At 28.4% G+C, this 26447-nt stretch carries 26 protein-coding genes and 2 pseudogenes; 5 read left to right on the top strand and 23 right to left on the bottom strand.

The features are described 5' to 3' along the window. Nucleotides 1-231: 231 nt before the first annotated feature. Entirely contained in the window at nt 232-1218 is a 987-nt protein-coding gene (locus ACFWTK_RS02150; RefSeq protein WP_415874499.1) for a tyrosine recombinase XerC, read from the top strand. 62 nt (nt 1219-1280) lie between these two features. On the opposite strand, the gene ACFWTK_RS02145 is transcribed toward ACFWTK_RS02150, so the two are convergent. Further along, a complete protein-coding gene (locus ACFWTK_RS02145; protein ID WP_415874498.1) occupies nt 1281-1682 on the bottom strand; it encodes a hypothetical protein in 402 nt (133 codons plus the stop codon). Between the two features lie 129 nt (nt 1683-1811). Here ACFWTK_RS02145 and lexA point away from each other — a divergent pair, with 129 nt between their 5' ends. Then, entirely contained in the window at nt 1812-2420 is a 609-nt protein-coding gene (gene lexA / locus ACFWTK_RS02140; protein WP_415874497.1) for a transcriptional repressor LexA, read from the top strand. 52 nt (nt 2421-2472) lie between these two features. On the opposite strand, the gene ACFWTK_RS02135 is transcribed toward lexA, so the two are convergent. The 6 genes from ACFWTK_RS02135 to miaB all read right to left on the bottom strand — a co-directional run bounded on the left by ACFWTK_RS02135 (nt 2473) and on the right by miaB (nt 11024). Next, a complete protein-coding gene (locus tag ACFWTK_RS02135) occupies nt 2473-3756 on the bottom strand; it encodes an aminotransferase class I/II-fold pyridoxal phosphate-dependent enzyme (RefSeq protein WP_415874495.1) in 1284 nt (427 codons plus the stop codon). A gap of 95 nt (nt 3757-3851) precedes the next feature. Further along, on the bottom strand, nt 3852-4088 hold the full coding sequence (gene hfq, locus ACFWTK_RS02130; protein ID WP_415874494.1) for an RNA chaperone Hfq: 237 nt from the start codon (nt 4086-4088) through the stop codon (nt 3852-3854). A 49-nt stretch (nt 4089-4137) separates the two neighbouring features. Beyond that, nucleotides 4138-5076 carry a tRNA (adenosine(37)-N6)-dimethylallyltransferase MiaA gene (gene miaA / locus ACFWTK_RS02125; RefSeq protein ID WP_415874493.1) on the bottom strand — a complete coding sequence of 313 codons (939 nt, stop codon included), beginning with the start codon at nt 5074-5076 and terminating at the stop codon, nt 4138-4140. A gap of 34 nt (nt 5077-5110) precedes the next feature. After that, complete coding sequence (gene mutL / locus ACFWTK_RS02120; RefSeq protein ID WP_415874680.1) at nt 5111-6967, bottom strand: DNA mismatch repair endonuclease MutL; 1857 nt, start codon at nt 6965-6967, stop codon at nt 5111-5113. 19 nt (nt 6968-6986) lie between these two features. After that, the gene (gene mutS / locus ACFWTK_RS02115) at nt 6987-9638 is read right to left on the bottom strand and encodes a DNA mismatch repair protein MutS (protein ID WP_415874492.1); all 2652 of its coding nucleotides are present in this window, start codon (nt 9636-9638) and stop codon (nt 6987-6989) included. Between the two features lie 57 nt (nt 9639-9695). Continuing rightward, nucleotides 9696-11024: a tRNA (N6-isopentenyl adenosine(37)-C2)-methylthiotransferase MiaB gene (miaB, locus tag ACFWTK_RS02110; protein WP_415874491.1), complete on the bottom strand. Its 1329-nt coding sequence runs from the start codon at nt 11022-11024 to the stop codon at nt 9696-9698. A gap of 176 nt (nt 11025-11200) precedes the next feature. Between miaB and ACFWTK_RS02105 the strand changes: the two genes are divergently transcribed. Further along, the gene (locus ACFWTK_RS02105) at nt 11201-11362 is read left to right on the top strand and encodes a hypothetical protein (protein ID WP_415874490.1); all 162 of its coding nucleotides are present in this window, start codon (nt 11201-11203) and stop codon (nt 11360-11362) included. 40 nt (nt 11363-11402) lie between these two features. On the opposite strand, the gene ACFWTK_RS02100 is transcribed toward ACFWTK_RS02105, so the two are convergent. From ACFWTK_RS02100 to ACFWTK_RS02070, 7 genes are all read right to left on the bottom strand, one after another. Then, nucleotides 11403-12275, bottom strand: a complete 873-nt coding sequence (locus ACFWTK_RS02100; RefSeq protein WP_415874489.1) for a GNAT family N-acetyltransferase — start codon at nt 12273-12275, stop codon at nt 11403-11405. A 116-nt stretch (nt 12276-12391) separates the two neighbouring features. Further along, nucleotides 12392-14296: a bifunctional 4-hydroxy-3-methylbut-2-enyl diphosphate reductase/30S ribosomal protein S1 gene (locus ACFWTK_RS02095; protein ID WP_415874487.1), complete on the bottom strand. Its 1905-nt coding sequence runs from the start codon at nt 14294-14296 to the stop codon at nt 12392-12394. A 12-nt stretch (nt 14297-14308) separates the two neighbouring features. Next, nucleotides 14309-14983 carry a (d)CMP kinase gene (gene cmk, locus ACFWTK_RS02090; protein ID WP_415874679.1) on the bottom strand — a complete coding sequence of 225 codons (675 nt, stop codon included), beginning with the start codon at nt 14981-14983 and terminating at the stop codon, nt 14309-14311. A gap of 75 nt (nt 14984-15058) precedes the next feature. After that, nucleotides 15059-16285 (bottom strand): NAD(P)/FAD-dependent oxidoreductase, encoded by a 1227-nt coding sequence (locus ACFWTK_RS02085; protein ID WP_415874486.1) that lies wholly within the window; start codon nt 16283-16285, stop codon nt 15059-15061. Between the two features lie 179 nt (nt 16286-16464). Then, nucleotides 16465-17337, bottom strand: coding sequence for a MurR/RpiR family transcriptional regulator (locus ACFWTK_RS02080; RefSeq protein WP_415874485.1), 873 nt, complete (start codon nt 17335-17337; stop codon nt 16465-16467). A gap of 112 nt (nt 17338-17449) precedes the next feature. Continuing rightward, nucleotides 17450-18160: a pseudouridine synthase gene (locus ACFWTK_RS02075; protein WP_415874484.1), complete on the bottom strand. Its 711-nt coding sequence runs from the start codon at nt 18158-18160 to the stop codon at nt 17450-17452. Between the two features lie 62 nt (nt 18161-18222). Beyond that, complete coding sequence (locus ACFWTK_RS02070) at nt 18223-18573, bottom strand: HNH endonuclease (RefSeq protein ID WP_415874483.1); 351 nt, start codon at nt 18571-18573, stop codon at nt 18223-18225. A 136-nt stretch (nt 18574-18709) separates the two neighbouring features. On the opposite strand from ACFWTK_RS02070, the gene ACFWTK_RS02065 reads away from it, so the two are divergent. Then, nucleotides 18710-19858 carry a THUMP domain-containing class I SAM-dependent RNA methyltransferase gene (locus tag ACFWTK_RS02065; RefSeq protein WP_415874482.1) on the top strand — a complete coding sequence of 383 codons (1149 nt, stop codon included), beginning with the start codon at nt 18710-18712 and terminating at the stop codon, nt 19856-19858. Nucleotides 19859-19883: 25 nt separating this feature from the next. On the opposite strand, the gene ACFWTK_RS02060 is transcribed toward ACFWTK_RS02065, so the two are convergent. The 8 genes and pseudogenes from ACFWTK_RS02060 to ACFWTK_RS02025 all read right to left on the bottom strand — a co-directional run bounded on the left by ACFWTK_RS02060 (nt 19884) and on the right by ACFWTK_RS02025 (nt 25037). Beyond that, nucleotides 19884-20303, bottom strand: a complete 420-nt coding sequence (locus ACFWTK_RS02060; protein WP_415874481.1) for a potassium channel family protein — start codon at nt 20301-20303, stop codon at nt 19884-19886. Nucleotides 20304-20721: 418 nt separating this feature from the next. Then, a pseudogene (locus ACFWTK_RS02055) lies at nt 20722-21393 on the bottom strand (FAD-dependent oxidoreductase); the annotation flags it as partial. 35 nt (nt 21394-21428) lie between these two features. Next, nucleotides 21429-22025, bottom strand: a complete 597-nt coding sequence (locus ACFWTK_RS02050; protein ID WP_415874678.1) for an IS3 family transposase — start codon at nt 22023-22025, stop codon at nt 21429-21431. Then, a complete protein-coding gene (locus ACFWTK_RS02045; RefSeq protein WP_415874480.1) occupies nt 21997-22248 on the bottom strand; it encodes an IS3 family transposase in 252 nt (83 codons plus the stop codon). The genes ACFWTK_RS02050 and ACFWTK_RS02045 overlap by 29 nt, the downstream gene beginning before the upstream one ends. A gap of 251 nt (nt 22249-22499) precedes the next feature. Further along, nucleotides 22500-23165 (bottom strand): annotated as a pseudogene (locus ACFWTK_RS02040) (NAD(P)/FAD-dependent oxidoreductase); the annotation flags it as partial. A gap of 226 nt (nt 23166-23391) precedes the next feature. After that, nucleotides 23392-23766, bottom strand: a complete 375-nt coding sequence (locus ACFWTK_RS02035; RefSeq protein WP_415874479.1) for a PH domain-containing protein — start codon at nt 23764-23766, stop codon at nt 23392-23394. Between the two features lie 578 nt (nt 23767-24344). Next, complete coding sequence (locus tag ACFWTK_RS02030) at nt 24345-24518, bottom strand: hypothetical protein (RefSeq protein ID WP_415874478.1); 174 nt, start codon at nt 24516-24518, stop codon at nt 24345-24347. Between the two features lie 177 nt (nt 24519-24695). Beyond that, nucleotides 24696-25037, bottom strand: a complete 342-nt coding sequence (locus tag ACFWTK_RS02025) for a hypothetical protein (RefSeq protein WP_415874477.1) — start codon at nt 25035-25037, stop codon at nt 24696-24698. Nucleotides 25038-25368: 331 nt separating this feature from the next. Here ACFWTK_RS02025 and ACFWTK_RS02020 point away from each other — a divergent pair, with 331 nt between their 5' ends. Continuing rightward, nucleotides 25369-25647, top strand: a complete 279-nt coding sequence (locus tag ACFWTK_RS02020; RefSeq protein WP_415874476.1) for a YmaF family protein — start codon at nt 25369-25371, stop codon at nt 25645-25647. Between the two features lie 80 nt (nt 25648-25727). Here ACFWTK_RS02020 and ACFWTK_RS02015 read toward each other — a convergent pair whose 3' ends face one another. Beyond that, entirely contained in the window at nt 25728-26141 is a 414-nt protein-coding gene (locus ACFWTK_RS02015) for a guanylate kinase (protein WP_415874475.1), read from the bottom strand. Nucleotides 26142-26447 lie beyond the last annotated feature (306 nt).

Below are 26447 nucleotides of genomic sequence, written 5' to 3'. Positions count from 1 at the left end.
TTAAATTTTAAAAAATTAAATAACTATAAAGGGTCTAATTGAATTAACTTTGAAATTATTTTTTTAGATATATTTCATATGCTTTAGATAGATTTTAAATTAAAACTAGTAAGTATTACAAGTAGTATTAGTTTTATTGTATAATATAGTAAAATCTAATTTCAGGATTGCCTTATTAACTTCGCTAAATATACATTTAGCGAAGTTAGGAGGGCAAAAAAGGAGGGCATAATGAATTATAATTTATCAAATGTATTCGATCCAACATTACCAGAATGTTTAAATGAATTTTTAAACTATCTTAGCACTATTAAAGGAAAATCTAAAAACACAATTAATGGATATAAATATGATCTCTCCATGTTTTTTAGATTTGTAAAGCTTTATAGAGGCTATATTAAAGATGACATAGATTTTGAAGAAATCCCTATAGATGATATAGACGAAAAATTAATAAAAAAAATTAAATTATCAGATCTTTACGCCTTTATATCTTTTACAGAAAACTATAGAAATAATGGTAACTATGCTCGTGCTCGCAAAGTCGCTTCTTTAAAATCTTTTTTTAAATACTTATATAGCAAGGCAAAAATAATTGAAGAGAATCCAGCCTTAGAGCTAGAAACTCCAAAAATAAATAAAAGAAATCCTATATACTTATCTTTAGATGAGAGCAAGCTTTTATTGTCATGTATAGATGGAGAAAATAAAGAAAGAGATTATTGTATAATCACCCTATTTCTTAATTGCGGGTTAAGACTTTCTGAACTGTGTAGTATAGATATTTCAAAAATAAAAACAGACACTCTGACTATTATAGGTAAAGGTAACAAAGAAAGAACTGTATATTTGAATACTGCTTGCTTAAAAGCTTTACATACTTATCTTCCCATTCGCTTAACAAAAAATAATAAGTTAGATGAAAAAGATAAAGACGCTCTATTTATAAGTAGAAATAATAGAAGAATAAACAAAAGAAGTGTTGAATTGTTAGTTAAAAAGTATATTTCCAAAGCGGGTCTTGATTATCAAAAGTATTCTCCTCACAAATTAAGGCATACTGCTGCCACTCTCATGTATAAATACGGAAATGTAGATATTCGTAGTCTTCAAAAGATACTTGGTCATGAAAATGTATCTACAACTCAAATATATACTCATGTAGATGATGAGACTTTAAGACAAGCTGTCAGTTCGAACCCTTTAAGTGAAGAGTGAATAAAAAACGAAAAAGTTTCTTTTTAAAGAATATTTCTTAAAAAGAAATTTTTTCGTTTTTATTATTTTTTAGCTTTTTTATTTACTACTATTAATCCTGGAAAAACCTCTTTTATTACTCCATCATTATTATCTATATTATCTAATAAATCATTTAAACCATCTACGTCATCTATGTATTCTACACTAATATCAGAATCCTTTAAATCTTTATTTAACAGTGCTAAACTATCTATATCTTCTATTTCTTCTTCCTCGCATGCATCATATTCATTTATTACATCATCAACTTCAGATATATCATCTACTATTTCATCAATATTTATAGCTTTAACGTCATACCCTTCTAGTTGTAAACACTTACCGCAGTTGTTACACAATTTATTTGAATCTAAATCACATATATTACACTCTCCACAATTGTTACATACTTTGCCAGACTCAAACACACAAGTTTTAAACATTTGTATCACCTCTCCTATCTATTGTATTATATCAGATGATTTTAGCACAATCAATAATAATAGAACATTTGTTTGATATTATCCAAAATTTATGTTATAATTTAGAATATGAAATAAGGAGTGTTTTGAATGGATGAAATAAGAAAAGATAAGCAAACTGAAATATATGAATTTATTAAAAAGCAAATACTCGAGAAAGGTTATCCTCCTTCAGTTAGAGAAATATGTAAAGGTGTAGGATTGAGTTCAACATCAACTGTACATGGTCATCTTGCAAGATTAGAAAAAAAAGGTCTCATTAGAAGAGATTCTACAAAGCCAAGAGCCATAGAAATACTGAAAGAACCCATGATAAAAAAAGAAATAGTAAACATACCTATAATAGGAAAAGTACCTGCTGGTACACCTATATTGGCCGTAGAAAATATTGAAGATACCTTTCCTATCTCCCTAAATTTTATGCCAAGTAACAAAGAATTATTTATGCTTTCTATTACGGGAGAAAGTATGATTGAAGCTGGAATTTTGGATGGAGACTTAGCTATTATAGAAAAAACTGACTATGCAGAAAATGGTGATATAGTAGTTGCTCTAATCGATAATGAAGCTACACTTAAAAGGTTTTTTAAAGAAAAAAGTTTTATCAGACTCCAACCTGAAAATAAATCAATGTCTCCAATAATCGTAGAAAACTGTAAGATTATTGGAAAATTAGTCGGACTATTTAGGAGATATTAAAATAACTGCAAGTAGATACGCTATAATTAAATGTTATCTACTTGCAGTTATTTTACGCTATAATTCTGCTTAAAGCTATGAGAATACCTATCTTAGCATGGTCAAAGGTAAGTCCTCCTTGAAGATATGCTATATAAGGTTCCCTAATTGGTGCATCTGCTGATAGTTCAATTGATGAGCCTTGTATAAAAGCTCCTGCTGCCATTATAATTTGGTCTGTATAACCTGGCATATCCCATGGTTCACATTCTACAAAAGAATCTACAGGTGAACCAGCTTGAATTCCTTTGCAGAATTGAATTAGCTTTTCTTTGTCATTAAACTTTATAGCTTGAATTATATCACTTCGCTTATCATTAAATTTAGGAAGCACATCAAAACCTGCAAGTTCCATTAACCTTGAGCAAAATATAGCACCTTTTAATGCTTCTATAGTTACATGAGGAGCAAAAAATAATCCCTGATACATAGAACGTACAACACCAAAAGTAGATCCGCACTCTCCTCCTATTCCAGGAACTGTTAATCTATATGAAGCTTTTTCTACATATTCTTTTTTACCAGCTATGTAACCACCTGTAGGAGCTATACCGCCTCCTATATTTTTAATTAATGATCCAGCTATTAGATCAGCTCCAACATCCGTAGGTTCTAAAGTATCTATAAATTCACCATAACAATTATCCACAAAGCAAATTATATCATTTCTAATTTGTTTTACACAGTTTATAATTTTTCGTATATCTTCTATTGTTAAAGCGTTTCTCCATCCATAACCTGTTGATCTCTGAATATGAACTAATTTTATACTTTTATCTGATAATAAAGCTTCTTCTATACTTTTAAAATCAGGTTTGCCTTCATTGATTAAATTTAATTGCTTATACTTTACTCCAAATTCTTTTAAAGAACCCATTCCATCTTTTCCATCTATTCCTATTATGCCATGAAGAGTATCATAAGGATCACCGCAAACTGATAGCATTGTATCATTAGGTCTTAAATTGCCAAATAGGGCTGTCCCTAACGCATGAGTTCCATTTACAAAGTGAGGCCTTACAAGAGCACTTTCACAATTAAAAACTCTTGCATAAACCTTATCCAATGAATCTCTACCTATGTCTCCATATCCATAACCGCTAGAATTAGTAAAATGGGATTCGCTAATTCTCTCTTCCTGTAATGCATTTAATACTTTTGCTTGATTAAATTCTCTTATATCATCTAAAATATTAAATTCAACTTTTACATCATTTATAGCATGTTCATATAAGTCTAATACTTTGTTATTTATGCCATACTTGCTAATTAAAAACTCTTTCATCTGTTTAATCATATGTAAACCCTCACTTTTATAGTATGATAAACTACAGTTAGTAGCCAATAAATATATTAGCACACATGAAAAAAATAGGCAAATATATGCCTATTTTAAACATTATCTTCTTGATTGAATAATATTGGCTTTGCGGGTGCTATTGTAGAAACCGCGTGTTTATATACCATCATTTGTTTACCATCATTATCTAAAATTATCGTAAAATTATCAAATCCTTTAACATTGCCTTTAAGTTGGAATCCGTTAGTTAAATATATAATAACGGATATTTTATTTTTTCTAGCATTATTTAAAAACACATCCTGTAAGTTATTAATTGGCTTACTCATTGATATTACCTCCAACAATATTTTATTAAAATAAAGGAATTTTTCAGATTTATGCTATACTTGAAGTAAATTTTTTAATTATATCCATAACTATCTCCATATCACTATGATAGTTATCCTTATCTATCCAAATTGCTCTTTTATCTTTTCTAAACCAAGTCAACTGTCTTTTTGCATAGTTTCTACTGTTCTTTTTTATGGCTTCTATGCTTTCTTCTAATGTCATTTCACCATCAAGATAACAAAGAATCTCTTTATATCCTATTCCTTTCATTGATTGCATATTAGGAACACATCCCATATCTTTAAGATTCTTTACCTCTTCTATTAGGCCTTCATCAATCATCATGTCTACTCTTTTATTAATTCTTTCATATAACTTATTTCTATTCATAGTTAAGACAAAATAATGTACATTATACGGAATATTGTATATATCCTGCTCCATATTATACTGAGAAATTGTTTTTCCTGTAAGTTTATAAACTTCTAATGCTCTGATTACTCTTTTTAGATCATTAGGATAAAGCCTTTTATAAGATTCTTCATCGACTTCTTTAAGTAAATTATGAACATACTCTTTTCCTTTTTCTTCTGCAAGAAGTTTCAAATATTCTCTATAGTTTTCATCTTTATATGTGTTTGCGAAATCATAGTTAAATATTAATGAATTAATATAAAAACCAGTTCCTCCAACTACCATAGGAAGCTTGCGTTTTTCATAAATTCGATTTATAGCATCTGTAGCTTTCTTTTTAAATTCTGCAACACTGAATTCTTGCTGAGGATCAAGAAAATCTATTAAATGATGTTGTATTCCTTGTTTTTCAGTTTCTTTAATTTTAGCTGAACCTATATTCATATATTTATAAATTTGCATGGAATCTGCAGATATTATTTCTCCATTTAACCTTTTAGCTAACTCTATAGAAATTGCAGTTTTTCCAACAGCTGTAGGTCCTGCCAGAATAAATAAATCCTTGTTCATTCAATCTCTCCTTCAATTAATATGCCGCTATTTTCTATTGTATTCTTTTAAACTTTTTTTCTATATCGGTTAATGATATTCTCACAATAGTAGGTCTACCATGAGGACAATTAAATGGTTCTTTTATGTATCTTAATTCTTCAATTAACGCATTCATTTCTCTACCTGTCAATGGATGATTTGCTTTGATAGCAGCTTTACATGCAAGAGAAGCGATTATATTATAATTTACTTCTGTAGCCTTTCCTGATCCCATATTTTTTACATTATCTAAAATTTCTAAAAAGAATTCTTCTACACTTGCTTTCCCAAGAAGCATAGGAGCCTCTCTTATACTTATTGTGTTATCTCCGAAATCTTCGATCAAGAATCCACTTTTATTAAATATTTCCATGTTTTCTGCATAGTATACATAATCATCACTACTTAGTTCCACAATTATGGGAGTAATTAAAATCTGTGATATAACCTCTCTATTTTCAATTTGGTTTTTAAATTTTTCAAATAAAATTTTTTCATGAGCAGCATGTTGGTCTATAATATAAAAATTATTAGACTCTTGAGCTAAAATGTATGTGTTATTAAATTGGCCTATTATATTTAAATATGGAAATTTCGGCTCACCTATTTTAAGGCTTTTATTATTTTTAGATTTATCAATAACCTTGTATTTATCTTCTAATACCTTATCGTCTTCTTTAGAAATATTTTTATATTTTACATCATTACTAATATTTGATTTTTCAAAAAATAGATTATTAAGTTCAACCTCTTCCCTTTTTGAAGGATAGGATGTAAAAATATCTTTTCCTTTCAAATCCATAGGAAGCTGCACAATGGAATTATCCTCTTCACTACTTATTGAAACAGGATTATCATTAATCTTAAAGGAGTTTTTCATAAATTTAGCAAGTGCTTCATGGACTCCTTCAAATACCAGCTTATATATCAATCTTTCTTCTTGAAATTTTATTTCTGCCTTGGCGGGATGAACATTAACATCCACCATTTCAGGATAGATTTCTAAAAACAAAACAAAGAATGGAAACTTATTGATTGTCAAAAAAGACTTAAATGCACTTTCTACGGCTGAAGTAATTAAAGCGCTCTTTATATATCTTTTATTTACAAAAATGCTTTGATTATTCCTACTTCCTCTGCTTATTTCAGAATTACCTATATACCCATATATAGATGCAATATCTGAATGTTTCTCAAAACTAATTATATTATTATATATGTTTTTGCCATAAACTGATCTTATAGTATCTTTAACATCCTTCGAAGGAAATGTTATAAGAGACTTTTTCTCGTTGATATAGTATTTAAATGATACATCATAGTTTGCTAATGCTAACCTATTTACGATATTAGATATTAGACTTGTTTCTCTTTGTTTACTCTTTAAAAACTTTTGCCTAGCAGGAACATTAAAAAATAAATTAGATACTTCAATAGTAGTTCCAATACTACATCCAACATCTTTTATATATTCAACATTTCCACCAGATATATAAATTTCTCTTCCAGATTCACTATATTTACTTCTACTTTTCAAGTTTACTTTAGAAACTGCAGAAATACTTGGTAAAGCTTCACCTCTAAAACCGAATGTATTAATAGAGTATAAATCATCTATTTTTAAGATCTTACTAGTTCCATGTGGAAGAAAAGCTTTTTCTATATCATCATAATGAATGCCGATTCCATCATCTGATATTTTTATCTTTTGGTCATCATTATCATTATTAACTTCTATGATTATATTTTTTGCTTCTGCATCAATACTATTTTCAATCAATTCTTTTACTACTGAAGCCGGTCTTTCTACAACTTCTCCTGCAGCTATTTTATTAGAAATATCCTTATCAAGCACATTAATTCTCTTCAGATATGTCACCTCCTGTTAATTAAAATAGGGACTTTGCTTTGGTAATTATTTGATATAACTTATTGAAACCTTCCATAGGTGTCATATTTAAAATGTCTATAGATAAAATTTCTTTTAATAAATTATCTTTCTCTATATCTATGAATTCAACTTGCTTTGTATTGTTTTTTATATTATTTACGCTGCCCTCTTTAGAGTTAGAAACACATACTTCTTTTAATATTGAATTCTCTGTATTTGTTTCGCTATAATTGCTTTCTTTATTTTCTTTTCTTTCTAAATTGGATAATATGGATTTAGCTCTTGAAATAACTTCTTCAGGAATACCAGCAAGCTTTGCCACTTCAATTCCATAGGATTCGTCTGCTCCACCCTCACTAATTTTTCGAAGAAAAACTATATCATTATTAAGTTTTTTTACTGCTATAGAGTAATTTTTTACTCCTCTAATTTTCCCTTCTAATGATATAAGTTCATGATAATGAGTTGCAAATAACGTTTTACTTTTTAATCTACTATTAGTACAAATATACTCTATAACTGACCATGCTATACTAAGTCCATCATAAGTACTAGTGCCACGTCCTACTTCATCTAATAAGATAAGACTTCTGCTTGTAGCATTATTTAATATATTTGCAACTTCCCACATCTCAACCATAAACGTACTTTTACCTCGTGCTAAATCATCAGATGCTCCTATTCTCGTAAATATTTTATCACAAATAGCAATTGAAGCCTTTTTTGCTGGGACAAAACTTCCTATTTGAGCAAGTATATTTATTAAAGCAACTTGTCGCATATATGTAGATTTTCCAGCCATGTTAGGGCCTGTTATTAACATTAATTGCTGGTTCTCATTGTCTATATAGGTATCATTAGCTACAAAAGTATTATGAGGGATCATTTTTTCTACTACAGGATGTCTGCCTTCTTCTATATACAAAGCTCCTTTTTCTAAAATATCAGGTCGACAGTAATTATTTTCAAGTGCAACTATGGCAAGAGAACACAAACAATCTATTTCAGAGATCATTTTGGCACTTTTTTTCATTCTATTAATATGTTTTTCTATTGTTTCTCTTACTGCAACAAATACATTATATTCTAATTCAATTAATTTGTCTTGAGCCCCTAATATTTTATCTTCTACTTCCTTTAATTCTGGGGTAATATATCTTTCGCAATTAGCTAAGGTTTGTTTTCTTATATATCTGTTTTCTGGCACTAAGTTTAAATTGGATTTCGTTATTTCTATATAATAACCGAATACCTTGTTATATCCTACTTTTAAAGACTTAATTCCAGTTGCGTTTCTTTCTTGTTCTTCAAGAGATGCTATCCACTGTTTGCCATGGGATTTTGCATCTCTTAATTCATCAATAGTTTTATTATATCCATTTCTTATTATTCCGCCTTCCTTTAAGGATAAAGCTGGATTTTCTAATATAGCACTATCTAAAAGAGCATAAACATCTTCAAGACAATCTAAATCATTATATATTCCTTTTAATATAAAACTTTTACTATTTGATAATATACTTTTTATATACGGCAACTTTTGAATAGAATTTTTTAAAGACAATAATTCTTTTGCATTTACATTTTTAGAAGAAATCTTACCTACCAGTCTTTCAATGTCATAGACATCCTTTAAATAATTTTTTAATTCATCGTATAAATGCTGGTTAGACATTATCTCACCTACTGAATCTAATCTGTGTTCTATTTGCTCCTTATTAACTAGAGGTTGTTCTAACCATCTTCTAAGAAGCCTTGCACCCATAGCAGTAACAGTCTTATCAATAACCCATAGCAGCGAGCCTTTTTTAGACTTATCTCTTAAAGTTTCAGTAAGTTCTAGATTTCTTCTAGAGTTAATATCTATAACTAGATAATCAACTAAATTATAATACTCTATATTATTTATATGAAGTAAAGCTATTTTTTGAGTTTCTATTATATAGCTTAACAAGCCATTGCACCCATTAATAACAATATCTTCATAATTATTAGGGTCAAAGTCAGGAAATTGTTTTTTTAAATTTTCTATGGAATTAGTTTTAAAATAGTCATTTGTTTTTATAGTTAGTGTAAGTTGAAAACGTTCATTTATAGAATTTATTAAGTTATCTTCCGCACTATCTGCAATTATAATTTCACTTGGCATAAACTTTGATATTTCATCTAAAATTATAGAAACATTATAATTGCTATATGTGCATTCAAAATCCCCAGTTGATATGTCGGCAAAAGCCATAGAAACTAATTCGTTTTCTACGTATAAACTCATAATATAATTATTCTTTGTCTCTTCTAGAAATGCAGAATCAGAATATGTACCAGGAGTTATTATTTTTATAACATCCCTTTTTACAATTCCTTTAGCTTCAGAAGGGTTTTCTAATTGTTCACATATAGCTACTTTATATCCCTTATTTACAAGTCGACTTATATACGAATTAGCCGCATGATATGGTATGCCGCACATAGGAGCTCTTTTTTCTAAACCACAATCCCTACCTGTTAAAACTAATTCAAGTTCCCTTGCTGCAATTTCTGCATCTTGAAAAAACATTTCATAGAAGTCTCCTAACCTAAAAAATAAGATACAGTCTTTATTTTTTTGTTTAACCTCTAAATATTGTTGCATCATCGGAGTAAGAGCCATATATATTCCCTCCTTGTAATAACATAAATAGTATAGAAAGCTCTTTTTAGAGAGCTTCTATACTATTTCACCTATTAATGAAAATGATTGTGCCTTAGTAATTTTAACTTTAACCAATGTTCCAATAATATCGTCGTTACCTTCAAAATTTACAAGTTTGTTAGTTCTTGTTCGACCCATAAGTTTAGTTTCATCATTCTTACTAGGGCCTTCTACTAAAACTTCTACAATTTTACCTTCATATTCTTTATTCTTTTTAGCAAGAATATCATTAACCACCTTAACTAATCTATTAAATCTTTCATGTTTTACATCTTCTGGAATTTGCTCTTCATGAGTTGCTGCTGGAGTCCCTTCTCTTTGAGAGTATATAAAAGTAAATACAGAGTCAAATTCTATCTCTTTAACAATACTTAATGTATCTTCAAAATCTTCTTCTGTTTCTCCCGGGAATCCAACAATAATATCAGTACTAATAGCTATATCAGGCATAGCTTTCCTTAATTTCTTAACTAATTCTAAATATTGCTCTCTTGTATATTTTCTATTCATTTTTTCCAAAATTCTACTTGAACCAGATTGTAGTGCAAAATGACCATGTTCACATACTTTTTCACATTCTGCCATAGCACTTATTAACTTATCTGAAACATCTTTTGGATGAGAAGTCATAAATCTTATTCTTTCAAGTCCTTCTACTTTATTAACTCTTTTTAAAAGCTCTGCAAAATCAATTTCTGGTTCTAGCCCTTTCCCATATGAATTTACATTTTGGCCTAATAAGGTGATTTCCTTATATCCTTTAGATACTAAATCTTTTATTTCATCAATAATATTTTCAGGTTTTCTGCTTCTTTCTCTTCCTCTTACATAAGGAACTATACAATAAGAGCAAAAATTATTGCATCCATACATAATTGTTACAAAAGCCTTGACAGCACTAAGTCTATCCACTGGCAATCCTTCAACAATGCCTTTTTCCTTATTCCACACTTCAATAATAGAGTTTCCTTCTGTTTTTACTCTCTCAATATATTCAGGAAGCTTATAAGAATTGTAACTACCAGCAATAATATCTATGTATGGGAATTTTTTCATAACCTTGTCTGGCATACCTTTCTGCTGCATCATGCATCCAGTAACTACTATTATAAGATTTGGCTTTTTTCTTTTTAAGGCTTTTAAAGAACCTAAATGTCCATATACCTTTTGCTCTGCATTTTCTCTAACACAGCATGTATTAAATATGATTATATCCGCTTCATCTTTTATATTTGTTCTTTTATATCCTGTTCCTTTTAAGAGTCCTGATATCTTTTCAGAATCCTCTTCATTCATTTGGCAACCCCAAGTATCTATATAATATTTTTGATTTAAATTAGCCATGTAATTAATCCTTTCCTTTCTATAAGCTTTGCTTTAGTTTACAACTTAATAGTATACATCTATTAATTATATATAATTTAGGTTTATTTTTAAAGACTTTTATATTCTTTTTGAAATTTTAAAAATAATTATATAAAAGCTAATTTATGCAAATAATACTGTCGAGGAGGGATTTTATGTATGATATAAAAGAAAAAAAGCAATTTAATGAAAGCAGCTTTAATTCTCAAATGAATTGCATTTATGATAGAAGTTACTTCACTAAATTTCAATCTGAGAACATAATAAATCTTAAATCTAGCTATATCCCCAAAGAAAATTTATTTGAAATGAAATAATCTTAAAACTAAAAAGAGATATCTCTTTTTAGTTTTAAGATTATTTTTTGTTATTTAATATCCATTGAGATCTCTCTTTATCATTTATAAATCCCACACTTTCATACAATTTAATAGCTAATTTATTTTCAGAATCTACATTTATTTTAACTAACTTTTTCCCCTTTTTATATAATATATTTAAAATATACTTTAGTAGCATCTTTCCATAACCTTTGTTGCGATAATCTTCTATTACTCCAAAATTTACTACATAAGGGTAATTATCTTTCATAATAATTTGTCCATATCCTATATAAATATTATTTACCTTCATAAGTATTGCTCCGTCCTCACAATAATAATCTTGCATTTCATCATAGTAAATATCTTCAACCTTTAACGGAATTCTATTATCGCTATTAAATATATTATTTTGTATAATACACCTTAACTTTTCATCTCTTCCTCGAATAACCTTATGAAATTTTACATGGCTTAATGATTCGATTTGAAATATAGAGTCTAAGACTATCTTCATTTCAAACAATGCTTTAACTTTATTAAATCCTAATCTCATGAGTATATCATAATTTATATCATTCTTCTCACAAGTGTAAGATATAATAGAATTTGCTCTTATAGAATTTAGTAATAATCTATAATATTTAAAAACATCTGAATCCTCTGCTATATACATAGAATTAATAAAACAATTGGAGTCTCCTTTAGTTTCTGTCCATAGGTATCCTATATATCTATGGTCGTCTTTTAATAACCTTACTCGTCTTTTGATTAATATTCGTTGAAATTGATTTAAATTATGATATTCATGAAAAAAGTCTTTATTAAGTTTATTAAAATTAGTCCTATATCTGTTAAGGAGTCTAAAATCATTAATATTATTTTTGTTAAGCATACAAAATTTATACATTAGTTCAACCTTCTTTAGAAAAAATTATCAAAGTATACAATGTATAGACAAATAAATATTACAAAAATAAGCCCACAAGAAAATATTTAGGTTTTCTTTTGGACTTATTTTTATATTTATTCAGCTTCTTTTATGCTCAAGCTAATTTTCTTTTCTTCCTTATTTACATTTATTATCTTAGCTTTAACTTGTTCTCCTATTTTTAACACATCTTGTGGCTTATTGATCCTCTTGTAGCTTATTTCAGAAATATGAACTAATCCATCTACACCAGGTTCTAATTCTATAAAAGCACCAAAATCAGCAAAACGAACAACTTTTCCTAAAACCATATTACCTATAGGATACTTTTCTTCTATATCATTCCATGGGTTAGGTATTAGTTTCTTTATGCTCAAAGACAATTTTCTATTTTCTTTATCTGCTTCTAATATATATACTTTTATTTTCTGACCTACTTTTAGCACATCTCCTGGCTTATCAATCCTTCCCCAAGAAATTTCAGAAACGTGTAGCAAACCATCTATACCATCTATATCTACAAAAGCTCCAAAATTAGTTATTCTCTTTATTTCTCCATCTACAATTTGATCCTTATGAAGCTTTTCCCATGTCTTATTTTCTCTTTCTAGCTGTTGTTTTATTAGTATCTCTCTTCTAGAAGCAACTATTTTAGTTCCTCTTCTTTGAATCTTATATTCTATTATATTTACATCTAATTCTTTTCCTATATAGGATTCTAAATCGTCAACATGATGAAGTTCTATATGAGAAGCTGGAATAAACACTCTTATTCCTTTATATCTTCCTATAACGCCTCCATTAACTACCTCTTTAATTAATAATTTTATAACTTCTTTATTTTCAAAAGCATATTTTAATTCCTCATATGCTTTTTCCCTTTCAATTTCAATCATTGATAATACTACATATCCATCATCATTTCTAAGACTTACTACCTTAGCTTTTACTGTATCTCCTACATTAAAAATATCTTTAATGCTCACATTCTCATCTCTTGTAACCTCTTTTAAAGGAATAATTCCATCTTTTTTATAACCAATATTAACAAATGCCTCTTTATCATTTAATGAAATGATTTTTCCTTCTATCACATCTCCAACAGCAATTTGAACATCATTTTGCTCCATAAAAGCTAATTGCTCATTAAATTCTAACTCTTTACCTTCACTCATTTTTAATATAGCCTCCTTTATAATCCAATCAGGTGTTGAAGCTCCTGCTGTAACACCTATATTCTTACTGTTTTTAATTACTTCATTAGATATTTCACTTGAATTTTCTACATGTATAGTATTTTTACAATTTTCCTTGCAAATCTCATATAATTTTGCTGTATTTGAACTATGACGTCCACCTATGATTATCATAGTATCTACTTGACTTGATAACTCACGAGCAGCCCTTTGTCTTATTTGAGTAGCGTTGCATATTGTATTAAATGCGATAAATTCTTTGCATTGCTTTGCTATAATATTTATTACTTTTTCCCAATTTTCTTGCTTTTCAGTAGTTTGTGATACTACACACACTTTTGAAGGAAGTTCTGTAATATTAGAACCATCTTTTGATACTATGGCTTTATCATCACAGCAGCCATTTATCCCAATTACTTCTGGATGAGTATAGTCTCCAACTATAACTACGCTATACCCTGATTTATAGTACTTTTCTACTTTTTGTTGTATATGTGCCACATATGGGCATGTAGCATCTGCTATTATTAATTTCTTTTTCTTTAATATTTCAACTATTCTAGGAGATATTCCATGAGATCTTATTATTATAACGTCTCCTTCTTTTAAAGAATATAATTCATCTATCTCTATAGAATGTATATCTTTTGATTTCAAGAATTCAACCACATCGTTATTGTGGATTAGGGGACCTAAAGTATATATTGGTCTATCATATTCTTCTCTATATTTTAAGGCTGTATCAACTGCTCTTTTAACTCCAAAGCAAAAACCAGCTTTATCTGCTAATGTTATTTTTTTCACTTTATCACTACCTTACTTGTTTATGTTATTCAAATTGTTACTTATATAGCTCGATATCATATTAACAACATCGTCAATAGTCATTGATGTTGTATCAATTTCTATTGCATCTTTAGCTTTAACTAACGGATTTATCTCTCTATGTGAATCTATATAATCCCTCTTTTTTATCTCTTCTAATATTTTATCATAGTTAACATTTATATTTTTTTCTGATAATTCATTATACCTTCTTCGAGCTCTTTCTTCAGGAGAAGCGGTTAGATAGAATTTGAAAGGTGCATCCTTTAATACAACCGTTCCAATATCCCTACCATCCATTATAACATTGTATTTTTCAGACATTTTTCTTTGTAAATGTACTAACTTTTCTCTCACTTCTAACACTGCTGCATAATTTGAAACATTATCACTTATATTAGGAAGGGTTAATTTATCATTAATGTTTTCTCCATTTAATATTAATTCATTATTTTGAAATTCCATATCTAAATCATTCATTAATTTACATAAACCATCAACGTCTTCATATGAAATATTATGCTCTAGAGCTACTAATGTGATAGCTCTATACATTGAACCAGTATTTATGTACATAAGATTAAATTTATCTGCAACCATTTTTGCTATAGTACTTTTTCCTGCTCCTGCGGGACCATCAATTGCTACACTTATTCTCAAATTAATACCGCCTTTCTTAAACAGAACCTCTTAATTTATATTCTAGGAAAAATATAAAAATCCTTCAAAATAAATTAATATTTAATCTATACCAACGCTTATACCAGCTAAATAACCTGTAGATAAAGCTATTTGAATATTAAAACCGCCTGTATATCCATCTACATCTATCATTTCTCCAGCAAAATATAAGTTATCAATTATCTTAGATTTCATTGTAGAAGGATCGATTTCCTTTACATCTATCCCACCTGATGTAATTATAGCCTCCGATATAGGTCTTAATCCTTTAATCTTTAGCTCAAAGTTTTGAAGAAGATAAACGAGTCTTTTCCTTTCTTCCTTGGTTATGGAATTTACTTTTTTACTTTCATCTATTCCACTTAACTGTACTACAGTATTTATAATTTTACTAGGAAGTAAATCATTAAGAGCATTTTTAAAATCTTTATTTAAGTTTTTAGCAAAATCTCTTTGTATCCTTTTATCTAATTCCTCAGAAGATAAAGCTGGTTTTAAATTAATTATCGCTCTTAAATTAGGTTTTAAGTTAACAACTCTACTTCCACTAAGAACTACAGGTCCAGATATTCCAAAGTGTGTAAAGATCATCTCACCAAATTCTTCATATAGTATTTTACCTTTATCATCTTTAATAATAAATTTTATATTTTTCAAGGATAACCCTTGAAGATCTTTTACCCATTTTTCTTCTACTTCTATAGGAACTAAGGATGGCTTAGGATTTATTATATTATGTCCAAGTTCTTTGGCAAATAGTAATCCTTCACCTGTAGAACCTGTTTTAGGATAAGATAATCCACCTGTAGCAAATATAAAATAATCTGCTGGTAGTTTTTTCCCATCTTTAAGAATTACTTTTGTTATTTTTTTGCCATTACATTCAATTCTATCCACTTTAGAATTAAACATTATATTCACATTTTTCTTATGTAATTCATTTTCAAAAGCCTTTATAATGTCAGATGATTTATCTGACTCCGGGAATACTCGATCACCCCGTTCCACTTTTAGTTTTACTCCTAGTTTATTAAAAAAGTTCATTGTATCTTGATTTGTAAAAGAATATAAACTGCTATACATAAAATTAGAGTTTACTGGAATATTCTCAAAGAACTCGCTTATATCTTTTGCATTTGTTACATTGCATCTTCCTTTTCCAGTAATAAATAATTTTTTACCTAATTTTTCATTCTTTTCAAGTAATATAACCTTATATTTATCAGCAGCAGAAATCGCTGCCATCATGCCTGCGGGTCCGCCACCTATGACTATAACTGTTTTCATTCGTCCACCTCATTAATTTTAGTAACCAGAATTATAAACTATTCATAAACTTATCACTATTATAATCTAATACAATGAAACATTTTATTCAAGTATATAAAATTTCATTAAACACGCTAATTATAAATAAAAAAATAAAAGTAAGAAACTATGTACAATTCCTTACTTTCATAATATAACTATTCATCTTTTTTATAAGAGTATACTTGATATTCTTCCCAAATATTTTCCAGCTCTTTAAATAGACTTGAAATATGTTCCTTTTCACGCAATCCAACTGCAACTATTAAAGCGTTAATTACACTAAGCGGAGCAACTAGCGAATCAACAAAAGATGCCATATTACTCTGAGCTATTAATGTATATTCAGCTCTAGTTGCCAGTGGAGATAGAAGACTATCTGTTATAGCAACAACTTTTGTTCCCTTACTTTGAGCAAATTCTAAGACTTCAACAGTTCTTGCTGCATATCGCGGGAATCCGATTCCAATAACCAAATCTTCTTCTGTTATATTTATCATTTGATCAAAAATATCACTAATACCATGCTTTACTACCTTTACATTATCTAAAATCATATTTAAATAAAATCCAAGAAATTCTGCTAATACTGTAGAACTTCTCAATCCAATAATATATATCCTTCTAGAATTAAAAATACTGTTTACTACTTCTTCAAAATCTTTATGATTAATTTTTTCTAAAGTAGCCCTTATATTTTCCATATCTGCTTTTAATACACCTTTTAAGGCGTTTTCTTGATTAATCAAACTATTTGATATTTCGATTCTCTGTACTGTTGTTAATTTGTTTTTTATTAAATCATGTAAAGATTTTTGTAATTTAGGGTATCCACTAAAACCTAGCTCATTTGCAAATCTAACTACAGTAGATTCACTTACACCTACACTATTTCCAAGTTTCGCTGCAGTCATAAAAGCCGCTTTATCATAATGCTTTAATATGTATTCAGCAATAAGCTTCTGTCCTTTGCTTAACCTTGGAAATTTCATTTGTATTGTTTTCATCAAATCCTGATTGTTGTCGTCCATGTATATTCAATCCCTTCTTATATTGCAACAAAGTGAAATTTTTATTTCATTTTAACACCAATTAAATTATTTATCAATATATAATGCATATTTATTAAAACTTCATCCTATGTTATAAATTTTTTAAGTAATTCACTTCATCTTCATGCAAGTATCTCCACTCTCCCTTTCTTAAGTTTCCTAGAGATATCTTGCCAACAGCTACTCTTTTTAGAGTGATGACTGGATGACCTATAGCTTCACACATACGTCTTATTTGTCTATTCTTTCCTTCGTGAATTATTATTTCTACCTGACAATTAGAATTTATCTTTTTTAAAATTTTAAATTCGGCTTTAGCTGTAATATATCCACCTATATCAATTCCATTACAAAACTTGTTTATTTCATTTTCAGAAGGTACTCCTCTTATACTAGCTATATATACTTTATTGATCTGCTGACGAGGATGAATTACTCGATTATATATATCTCCATCATTTGTAAGTAACAACAACCCTGATGTATTATAATCTAATCTCCCTATAGGAAAAATTCTTTCATCAACTTTTACTATATCTAATATGGTTTTTCTTCCCCTTTCATCTTTTACAGTAGAGACATATCCTTCAGGCTTGTTCAAAGCAATATAAACTTTTCTTTCTTCTAAACTAATAAGTTTTGAATCTATGTAAACATTATCTATTAGAGGATCAATTTTATAGCCTAATTCTGTAATGACTTTTTCATTAACTTTTACTCTTCCATTTTTAATTATTTCTTCACATTTTCTTCTTGAGGCTACTCCACAAGCAGCCATATACTTTTGCAGTCTTTCTTTCAAGATTTACCACCTTCAATGTTTTATTATTTATCATTCTTTTCCAAGTGACATTATACTTGAACTTAATATAATTTTCCACCCATAATTCGTTTTATAATATCCATCTTTTTATAACCTAACTTATATCTTCTTATTTCCTTTGATAATATTTTTATTTGAAAAGGATTAATTTCTAGGATTTTTGATATCTCATCTAAGGTATAAAAGTCATTTTTTAATATATTCATAATTTTATTCTGAAGCATTCTTTTATACTTCAAATCAATTTCTCTATTTTTATGAGGGCCATCTAAACCTCGATGATGATAATGGCATAAAAACACATAGTTCATTGGAATATCTAAGCCGCCTTGACTTTTATAAACTATGTGATGTTTTTCACCTTGTTCTCCGCATATAACACATTGGCTCATACTACTCTCTCCAATCTTTGCTTATGAATAATGGATAAATATATTATATACTATATTAATGAAACTGATTGTTTTTTATATTCTATAATGATATATTAGAGGAAAAATATTACCTTAAGGAAAGGGAGAAGTTTATATGGCAAACTACGACATAATAGCTACTGCTGCATTTGGATTAGAATCAATTGTTGCAAAAGAGTTAAAAAGATTAGGATACAGTAATTTAAAAGTTGAAAATGGGAAGATCACTTATAATGGTGATGAAGAATGTATATGTAAATCTAATCTTTGGTTAAGGTGTGCAGATAGAGTATACATAAAATTATCTGAATTTAAAGCAACCACATTTGAGGAGTTATTTCAAGGAGTGAAACATATTGATTGGGCAGACTATCTTCCAGAAGATGCAAACTTTATAGTAAACGCTAAATCCGTTAAATCTAAACTTTTTAGCTTATCAGACATACAGTCAATAACCAAGAAAGCAATAGTAGAAAAATTAAAAGAATCCTATTCTATAGAGTGGTTTAGCGAAAGTGGTAGTAAGTATCCTATATTAATATCTATATTAAATGATACTGCTACTGTGCTTTTAGATACAAGTGGAGATGCTCTTCATAAAAGAGGATATAGAGAAATTGGAAGTGCAGCTCCTTTGAAAGAAACTTTAGCTGCAGCTTTAGTACTTTTAAGTAATTGGAGATATGATAGAAACTTTGTGGATCCTTTTTGTGGTTCAGGGACCATTCCTATTGAAGCAGCTTTAATTGCTAAAAATATAGCTCCTGGTCTTAATAGAAATTTTGCATGTGAAGATTGGGATTTTATTATTTCCAGTTTAACTTGGAAAAAGGCAAGAAAAGAAGCTTATGAAGCTATAATGTATGATAAAGAATTTAACATATTTGGATATGACATTGATGATAAGGTAATCTCTATAGCTAGAAAAAATGCAGAAAAAGCTGGTGTAGATGATTGCATTCATTTTCAGGCACAAGAAGTTACAGCACTTAGCTCTAAAAAACATTATGGAACTATAGTATGTAATCCTCCTTATGGAGAAAGATTAAGTGATAAGAGAGAGGTTGAGCTTTTATATTCAGATATGGGGAAAACCTTTAGGAAGTTAGATACCTGGTCATATTTCATAATTACTTCTTATGACCAATTTGAGAAATTCTTTGGTAAAAAATCTGATAAGAATCGAAAATTATATAATGGAAGGATTCAATGCTATTATTACCAATATATTGGACCTAAACCTCCTAAAAAAACAAGGGATTAAACGTGCCCTTGTCTTTTTATATATTTTATTTTTTGATGTACATACTTTCTTGTCTTCCTACAAGTATAGATAGTAATATTGGTATGGAAATAATGCTCAATATATAAGAAGTAACCATTTCTAGCAAAACTAATATACATAAAAATACTCCTTTTGGAATCATATCTCCATAACCTACAGTAAAAAAAGTAACTCCACTAAAATATATACAATCAACAAAACTTTTTTTCCTTCCATCATCCATGAAATTACCATTTAAATCAGAAATAATATTAGGTGGAAGATTGTTAATTATGTAATAAAGAAATCCATAAGCAAAAATCACTATAGAAATTGATATAGTTATACTAGCAATGAAGAAAAGGAATCTGTTATTATACATTAATTTTTGCCACTTTATTTGAGTATTTTCTAATGAATTTATTTCTTTCCATATATAATACATGTTATGCAACATCAACATAAGCAATAGAGAAATAAATAATATGCTAAAAATAATTGGCTTTTTGAGATAGACAACTTCTTCATTTTTAGGAATATGTATAGCTATATATAATTCTGCCAATACACTAATGGTCCCTATCATCAAAAATATAAGATTTATAAGAAACTTTTCTATAATATTTTTCTGATTGTATATAATAATCATTATGAATATAGAAATAACTATATAAGTTATTATTCCTAAGAGCATATTGACTATGGCTATTCCCCCTAAATTTTTTATTTTTATATAAGTACTATATGCGTGTAATTAGTTTAATAATTACATATAATTATTTTAAATTTTGAGAAATGTTTGGTTACAATTTAAAAAAGTACACATAATAATTATTATGTATACTTTTTTATTCTATTTGATGCTAATTAGCATTTAATCCAGCTTGATTTAGCAAGTTCCATGGCTTATTATAATTAGGCTGGAAGAAGAAGTCTATAAATGCTAATTCATCTATTGTTATTTTTCTTTGAATACATACAGATATAGTATTTATAGCTTGAGTTAAATCTACCTTGGATATTATCTGAGCCCCTAGAATTATTCTTGAATCCTCTGAATAAACTATCTTTAATTTTACATTATCATGAGTAGGCATAAATTCAGGGCGATAACTATCTTCAACTGTTACTTCTTTAACTTTTATATCCTTAAGTTTAGCTGAATATTCTGTTAAGCCTGTTGAAGCAATATTATAATCATATATCTTAATTCCAGAAGTACCTTGAGTTCCGATATACTTTGTAGTTGGTTTAATTAAGTTCCTAGCAACTAATGTTCCCATACGAACTGCATTAGTTGCTAAAGGAATATATTCATATGTTCCTGTAGGGTTATATAATACAGCGCAATTATCTCCAGCTGCGAATACATCCTTATTACTAGTTCGCATATATTCATCTATTATAATTGCTCCGTTATCTAGCATATCAATTTTACCTTTAAGTATATCTGTATTAGGTTTAAATCCAATACATAGTATAACTAAATCAGCTTCATATTCGTTCTTATTTGTAATTACTCTCGAAACTGGACCTATGTCAATATCTTGGACACAAAAAGTTGAACAAATTATGCAGAATTTTTAGCTAAGTCCTCACACTTTTGAGGAGTTATATATCCTATGCTACTATGTATCCTTTTTCTGTTATACCAGGATTCTATATATTCAAAGATTGCTAATCTTGCAGTATCATAATCAAAGTATTTAACTATATGAACTTCCTCTTTTTTCAATGAAGCATGGAAAGATTCAATACAAGCATTATCATACGGGCATCCTTTGGAGCTAAATGAATGTGTAATAATCTTTGTTGCAGCTATGTATTCCTTAAAAGCATTGCTTGTATATTGACACCCTAAATCACTATGGAGGATTAAGGGTTTAGTAGGTTTTTGTAGCTCTATAGCATTTTTAACAGCTCGTAGAGCTAATGAAGTATCGATAGATCTAGACATGGCGTAGCCAATTATTTTCCTACTATATAAGTCCATTACTGAAGCTAAATAGCACCAGCCATCTTTAACAGTATGAATGTAAGTTATGTCAGTTACCCATTTTTCATTGATAGTATTAGCTTGGAAATCTCTTTTTAAAACGTTTTCTTGTTCTTCTATCTTCCTTTTAGATGATGTGGGTCTATATTTTTTTATAGTTATAGATTTTATCCCTAATTTTTTTCATTAATCGCTGCGTCCTCTTTAAACTAATATTTATTCCCTCAGCTTTCAAGGATTCGTTTATTTTGGGTGCTCCATATCGATTCTTGCTTGCCTTATGGATATCTATAATCTTGTTACATATGATTTCATTCTCAAGCTCACGCTTGCTTGGTTTCTTATTTAAATATTTATAATAAGAACTACGCGATACTTTCAGAACCTTACACATAAGCTTAATATCATGATACTTCTTGTTGTTAGTAATGAATTCAAATATACTAGTTACTTCCTTGCGAATATGCCCATAGCTTTTTTTAGTATTTCAATTTCCTCTTCAAGTTTTGCATTTTTCTTTAATAAATTTTTATATTCTTCTGTATAACTAAATCAGTTGATTTTGATAGGGCATTCATATTCGTTCTTATTTGTAATTACTCTTGCCATTATAAACACTTCCTTTTCTTATTAATATTTTAAAGAAACCTTTTTATTTTTTCCTTCAAATTTTTTAACTGTTTCTCCTAAGGCTAATTTTATTGAATGTTCCCTAAAAACATCTTCAGCCATATCAGTAAATTCTTTATCTAAATATTTACTTAAAATTCTATCTTGAGCATCTATAAGTGTTACATTTTTACCATTCATCTCAAAAGCCTCTGCTAACTCAACTCCAATATATCCTGCACCTACTACTATTATGTTTTTTGCATTCTTGGCTTTTTCAATTATTGTATTAGAATGGTAAAAGTTTTTGGATAAAAGAATATTTTCTAAATCAATTCCTTCAATTTTAGGCATTATTGGCCATGATCCTGTTGTAATTATTAACTTATCAAAGTTATCCTTAAAAATATTATTATCTTTTAAATTCTTTACTTTAATTTCTTTATTATTTATGTCTATATCTAATACTTCATGCATCATTTTAGTTTCTACACCTAATTCTTCTAATTTGTCTGGTGAACAATAAAATAAACCTTGACGGTCTTTTACTACACCTGCTACATATAGAGCAATTCCACAAGATAAAAATGATATATTATCATTTTTTTCATAAACAGTTATTTCAGCATCTGGATATAAATTTGCAGTATTTAATATAGCTGCTGTTCCAGCATGCGTACAACCTATAACAACTATTTTCATAAATTCTTCCCCTTTCTCATTGTTTTTTATATAATAAGTATTTATATGTTAGTATTTTGCAATAAAATTAAATATATGTTGATAACTATTAAAATAAAATATTAAAATAGTAAAAAAGCTAGATTTTTTCTTTCCTTGAGCCATTTTATTTTAATATTCAACATCTTATACCTTTGAAAATTGAATAAAAAGGTAAAGAAAAAAGAACTTGATATGCACCAAGCTCTTATAATATTTTTTCCACTATTTTATTATATACTTCTTTGATATTAGTACCTTTTATAAACTTTAAATCATAGTTCTTTGCCTTAGTATTTAGTATTAATTCATCTGTAAAAGCAAATACTTTTTCATTTTTTACTAATCCAATGCCATTTATTTTATTGTACGGAATAGTAACTATTGTGGTTTTTGGTTCTTTAAAACTTAAATCCTTATCAACAAAAATTAATCTCTTATTTGTGAAACATAAGAAATCAAATAATAATGGATAAATTTCTTCTATAGATTCACCCTGAAGCAAAAACTCTGAAACTTGCTCTCCATAACCTTCTCTTGAATCCACTTTTGGCTTATCTTCCTTGCCACTAAATAATCCCATTTAGTTCATCTCCTTATATAATATAATATAATTAATTACATTATATGACAGTTTAAAAATTTTATACAACGTAGCAGTTAACTTTTGCGATATATTTCAACAGCTAATAGTTAATTCTCTAATTTTTCTATATCTTGTGTCTTTTAAACCTTTTTGGCAAATCACCAGATATTTCTTCTAATCTTCTAATAGTTTGAGTACCAATATTCCTTTTTTAGCTTCTTCTAATGTCTGCTTATTAATTTCTAGCTCTCCTTCAAGGTTTTTTATTTTTTATGATAGCTTATCAACTTCTTTCTTTTGTTTTTCAATATCCTTCTGTTTTCAGCCATAATTTTATCTATGATTGTATCTTCTAAGCCTAATTCTTTTAAAAAATTCTCTTTTCATTTTTCATTTTTCCAATACATTACGTTTTTTACGAATTTAACTTTTTCGATATTGATACTTGTTTCTTTTACGTCTTACAACTTTTAAAAAGATAAAATAAAAAAGCCTTATTTCTAAGACTTAAATAATTGCTAATATTAATTTGGAATATAAAAAAGCACCTACCATTTTTACTTAATAAGTGCTAATTAATCATTTCTATGATTAGGACAATCTAAACATATCTTTTTTAATTTACCTATCTCTTTTTCATCCTTTGACAAATATGTTTTTGGAGCTAGTCCCTCTGAAGCCATGGAAAGTTCATAGCATTCATATTCTTCTACTTGTTTTTTCTTTAATGGGCACTCAATTAATGTCATGCTTTTTTAACACCTCCAATATTGCTTTTGCATTTTCATCAAACTCTTTCTTTCTAAATGAGGTTTTTATTTGGTTGTTTTCAACATCAACAAATGCAGCTCCATCGCTCTAATCTCTGAATTGAATCTACCATTTTCTTTAATTTTTCTTTAAACTCTATAGCTCCTTGGAAGTCATTATCGTAAAAAATAATTTTTTCTGCATTTATTATCGAAAGAAATTTTCGTTTCTCCATATTCCATAATCATTATTAATGGTTTTCTAATTGCATGTCTAAATGCCAGTTCATACATCACATTTGGATTCAATTCCGTTAAATTAGCTATTACTAAATCAGCATTATATATTGCTTCTATTACTTGACTATTTATTGATCCTGGCGTAGTTATTTTATGCGTAACTTCGATTTTATAGATATCTTGTATTATAGGTATAATACATTCATCTATTATTCCATCGATATGTCTTCTTATGCCAGTATTTTCATCACCTATAGTTGTTATTATAAAGCATCTCAACTTTATTATCTATCTTACTAATTAGTGTTTTTTTACTAATTAGTGTTTTTTTACTAATTATTTCCTCTTGTAATTTGTTAATCAGCTTTTCATTTTTTAAAACTTCATTTTCTACAGAATTATTAAAAATATTTGTGCTTTATAATTTCTCTTCATATTTTTAATCTTGCTCATGCAATTTAATTCTGCCATCCATTAGATCATTTAGCTTGTCTATCTAATTCATACCAATTGCCCCTTTCTTTAACTCTCATCCAAATTTCTTAGCGTAACAACACTTCTAAGTTATACATATATTGTTAATGCATAGAAATATTTTGGAGGAATTATAGTGGAACATTCTCATAGTTACTCAGGCACAACAACATACAACCATGGTCACATTCATCATTATGGCGGTGTTACATCCAAAGCACCAAGCAGAGTACCTCATACTCATTCCATGAAAGGCGAAACAACCTATAACCACGAGCACGAGCATGATTATGAAACCAAAACAGGTCCAGCAATAATGCTACCTAATGGACTTCATTATCACTACTTTGAAACTAGAGTAAAACTTGAAAACGGTCATATTCACTATATAGCTGGTTACACCAGTGCTGATTAATTAATTTCAATTGATTGTCTAAGGAGAATAGGACGCTGCAACTCTACTCTCTTTAGACATTTTTCATTTATATTGTTCCATTACTTTTTGCTTCTAATAACTTCTTTAACATCTTGTAAAACTTCTTTTATACCTCTATTTGCATCTATTACATAATCACAAAGAACTATTTTAAATACTTCTTTATCATGTTCAATTCTTTTTAGACTTTCATTTCCGCGAGCCTTTACTATTCGTTTATACCTAGTGCTTTCATCAGCTTTTAAGTATATTACCACTACTTCGGCATCTTTTACTTTTTGTCTCAAATCTTTTATTCCAAATACATCTACAATGTAAATTGAAGTTCCTTTGCCCCTATACTGCTCTTTTGTAGCCCAGTAATATTCATTGTCAAAGCAAGTATGAGCTATTATATGACTTTCAAATAATTCTTTAGCCATTGTATTGTTATAAAAGTTCATATCTACAAATATGTGTCCTTTTTCCTTCAAATACTTCTACATTGTCATTACTATCACAACTACTAATATTAGTTAAATCATTATTTAGTAGCATGCGATTTTCCTAAGCTATCTCTTTTTAACTATATATTCTTTATGAATTAGCAAAAGTTTTAGAGACTACTAAAACTGCAAAGATTTATTTGCTAGTTCTAAAAAATTTAAATAAGCAGCAAAAAACTCCTATACTCGTATGTATGGCTGGACACCCATTATTTTTGAAATAAACATAAAAAAGCTGTTGACAAAATATGTTTATCAACAGCCTGAACTCAATTTATATCCAAATTGAGCTTT

Source organism: Clostridium sp., from assembly GCF_047777555.1.
Taxonomy (GTDB): domain Bacteria; phylum Bacillota; class Clostridia; order Clostridiales; family Clostridiaceae; genus Clostridium_H.
The sequence above is the reverse complement of the archived record's forward strand: the minus strand, read 5'-3'. Positions and strand labels throughout refer to the sequence as shown.

What these genes read in the sequence shown, in the direction of transcription:
- ACFWTK_RS02150 (WP_415874499.1), top strand. Translation starts at nt 232, where the DNA reads ATGAATTATAATTTATCAAATGTATTCGATCCAACATTACCAGAATGT.
- ACFWTK_RS02145 (WP_415874498.1), bottom strand. Translation starts at nt 1,682, where the DNA reads ATGTTTAAAACTTGTGTGTTTGAGTCTGGCAAAGTATGTAACAATTGT.
- lexA (WP_415874497.1), top strand. Translation starts at nt 1,812, where the DNA reads ATGGATGAAATAAGAAAAGATAAGCAAACTGAAATATATGAATTTATT.
- ACFWTK_RS02135 (WP_415874495.1), bottom strand. Translation starts at nt 3,756, where the DNA reads ATGATTAAACAGATGAAAGAGTTTTTAATTAGCAAGTATGGCATAAAT.
- hfq (WP_415874494.1), bottom strand. Translation starts at nt 4,088, where the DNA reads ATGAGTAAGCCAATTAATAACTTACAGGATGTGTTTTTAAATAATGCT.
- miaA (WP_415874493.1), bottom strand. Translation starts at nt 5,076, where the DNA reads ATGAACAAGGATTTATTTATTCTGGCAGGACCTACAGCTGTTGGAAAA.
- mutS (WP_415874492.1), bottom strand. Translation starts at nt 9,638, where the DNA reads ATGGCTCTTACTCCGATGATGCAACAATATTTAGAGGTTAAACAAAAA.
- miaB (WP_415874491.1), bottom strand. Translation starts at nt 11,024, where the DNA reads ATGGCTAATTTAAATCAAAAATATTATATAGATACTTGGGGTTGCCAA.
- ACFWTK_RS02105 (WP_415874490.1), top strand. Translation starts at nt 11,201, where the DNA reads ATGTATGATATAAAAGAAAAAAAGCAATTTAATGAAAGCAGCTTTAAT.
- ACFWTK_RS02100 (WP_415874489.1), bottom strand. Translation starts at nt 12,275, where the DNA reads ATGTATAAATTTTGTATGCTTAACAAAAATAATATTAATGATTTTAGA.
- ACFWTK_RS02085 (WP_415874486.1), bottom strand. Translation starts at nt 16,285, where the DNA reads ATGAAAACAGTTATAGTCATAGGTGGCGGACCCGCAGGCATGATGGCA.
- ACFWTK_RS02080 (WP_415874485.1), bottom strand. Translation starts at nt 17,337, where the DNA reads ATGGACGACAACAATCAGGATTTGATGAAAACAATACAAATGAAATTT.
- ACFWTK_RS02070 (WP_415874483.1), bottom strand. Translation starts at nt 18,573, where the DNA reads ATGAGCCAATGTGTTATATGCGGAGAACAAGGTGAAAAACATCACATA.
- ACFWTK_RS02065 (WP_415874482.1), top strand. Translation starts at nt 18,710, where the DNA reads ATGGCAAACTACGACATAATAGCTACTGCTGCATTTGGATTAGAATCA.
- ACFWTK_RS02060 (WP_415874481.1), bottom strand. Translation starts at nt 20,303, where the DNA reads ATGTATTATATATGGAAAGAAATAAATTCATTAGAAAATACTCAAATA.
- ACFWTK_RS02045 (WP_415874480.1), bottom strand. Translation starts at nt 22,248, where the DNA reads ATGTGTAAGGTTCTGAAAGTATCGCGTAGTTCTTATTATAAATATTTA.
- ACFWTK_RS02035 (WP_415874479.1), bottom strand. Translation starts at nt 23,766, where the DNA reads ATGGGATTATTTAGTGGCAAGGAAGATAAGCCAAAAGTGGATTCAAGA.
- ACFWTK_RS02030 (WP_415874478.1), bottom strand. Translation starts at nt 24,518, where the DNA reads ATGACATTAATTGAGTGCCCATTAAAGAAAAAACAAGTAGAAGAATAT.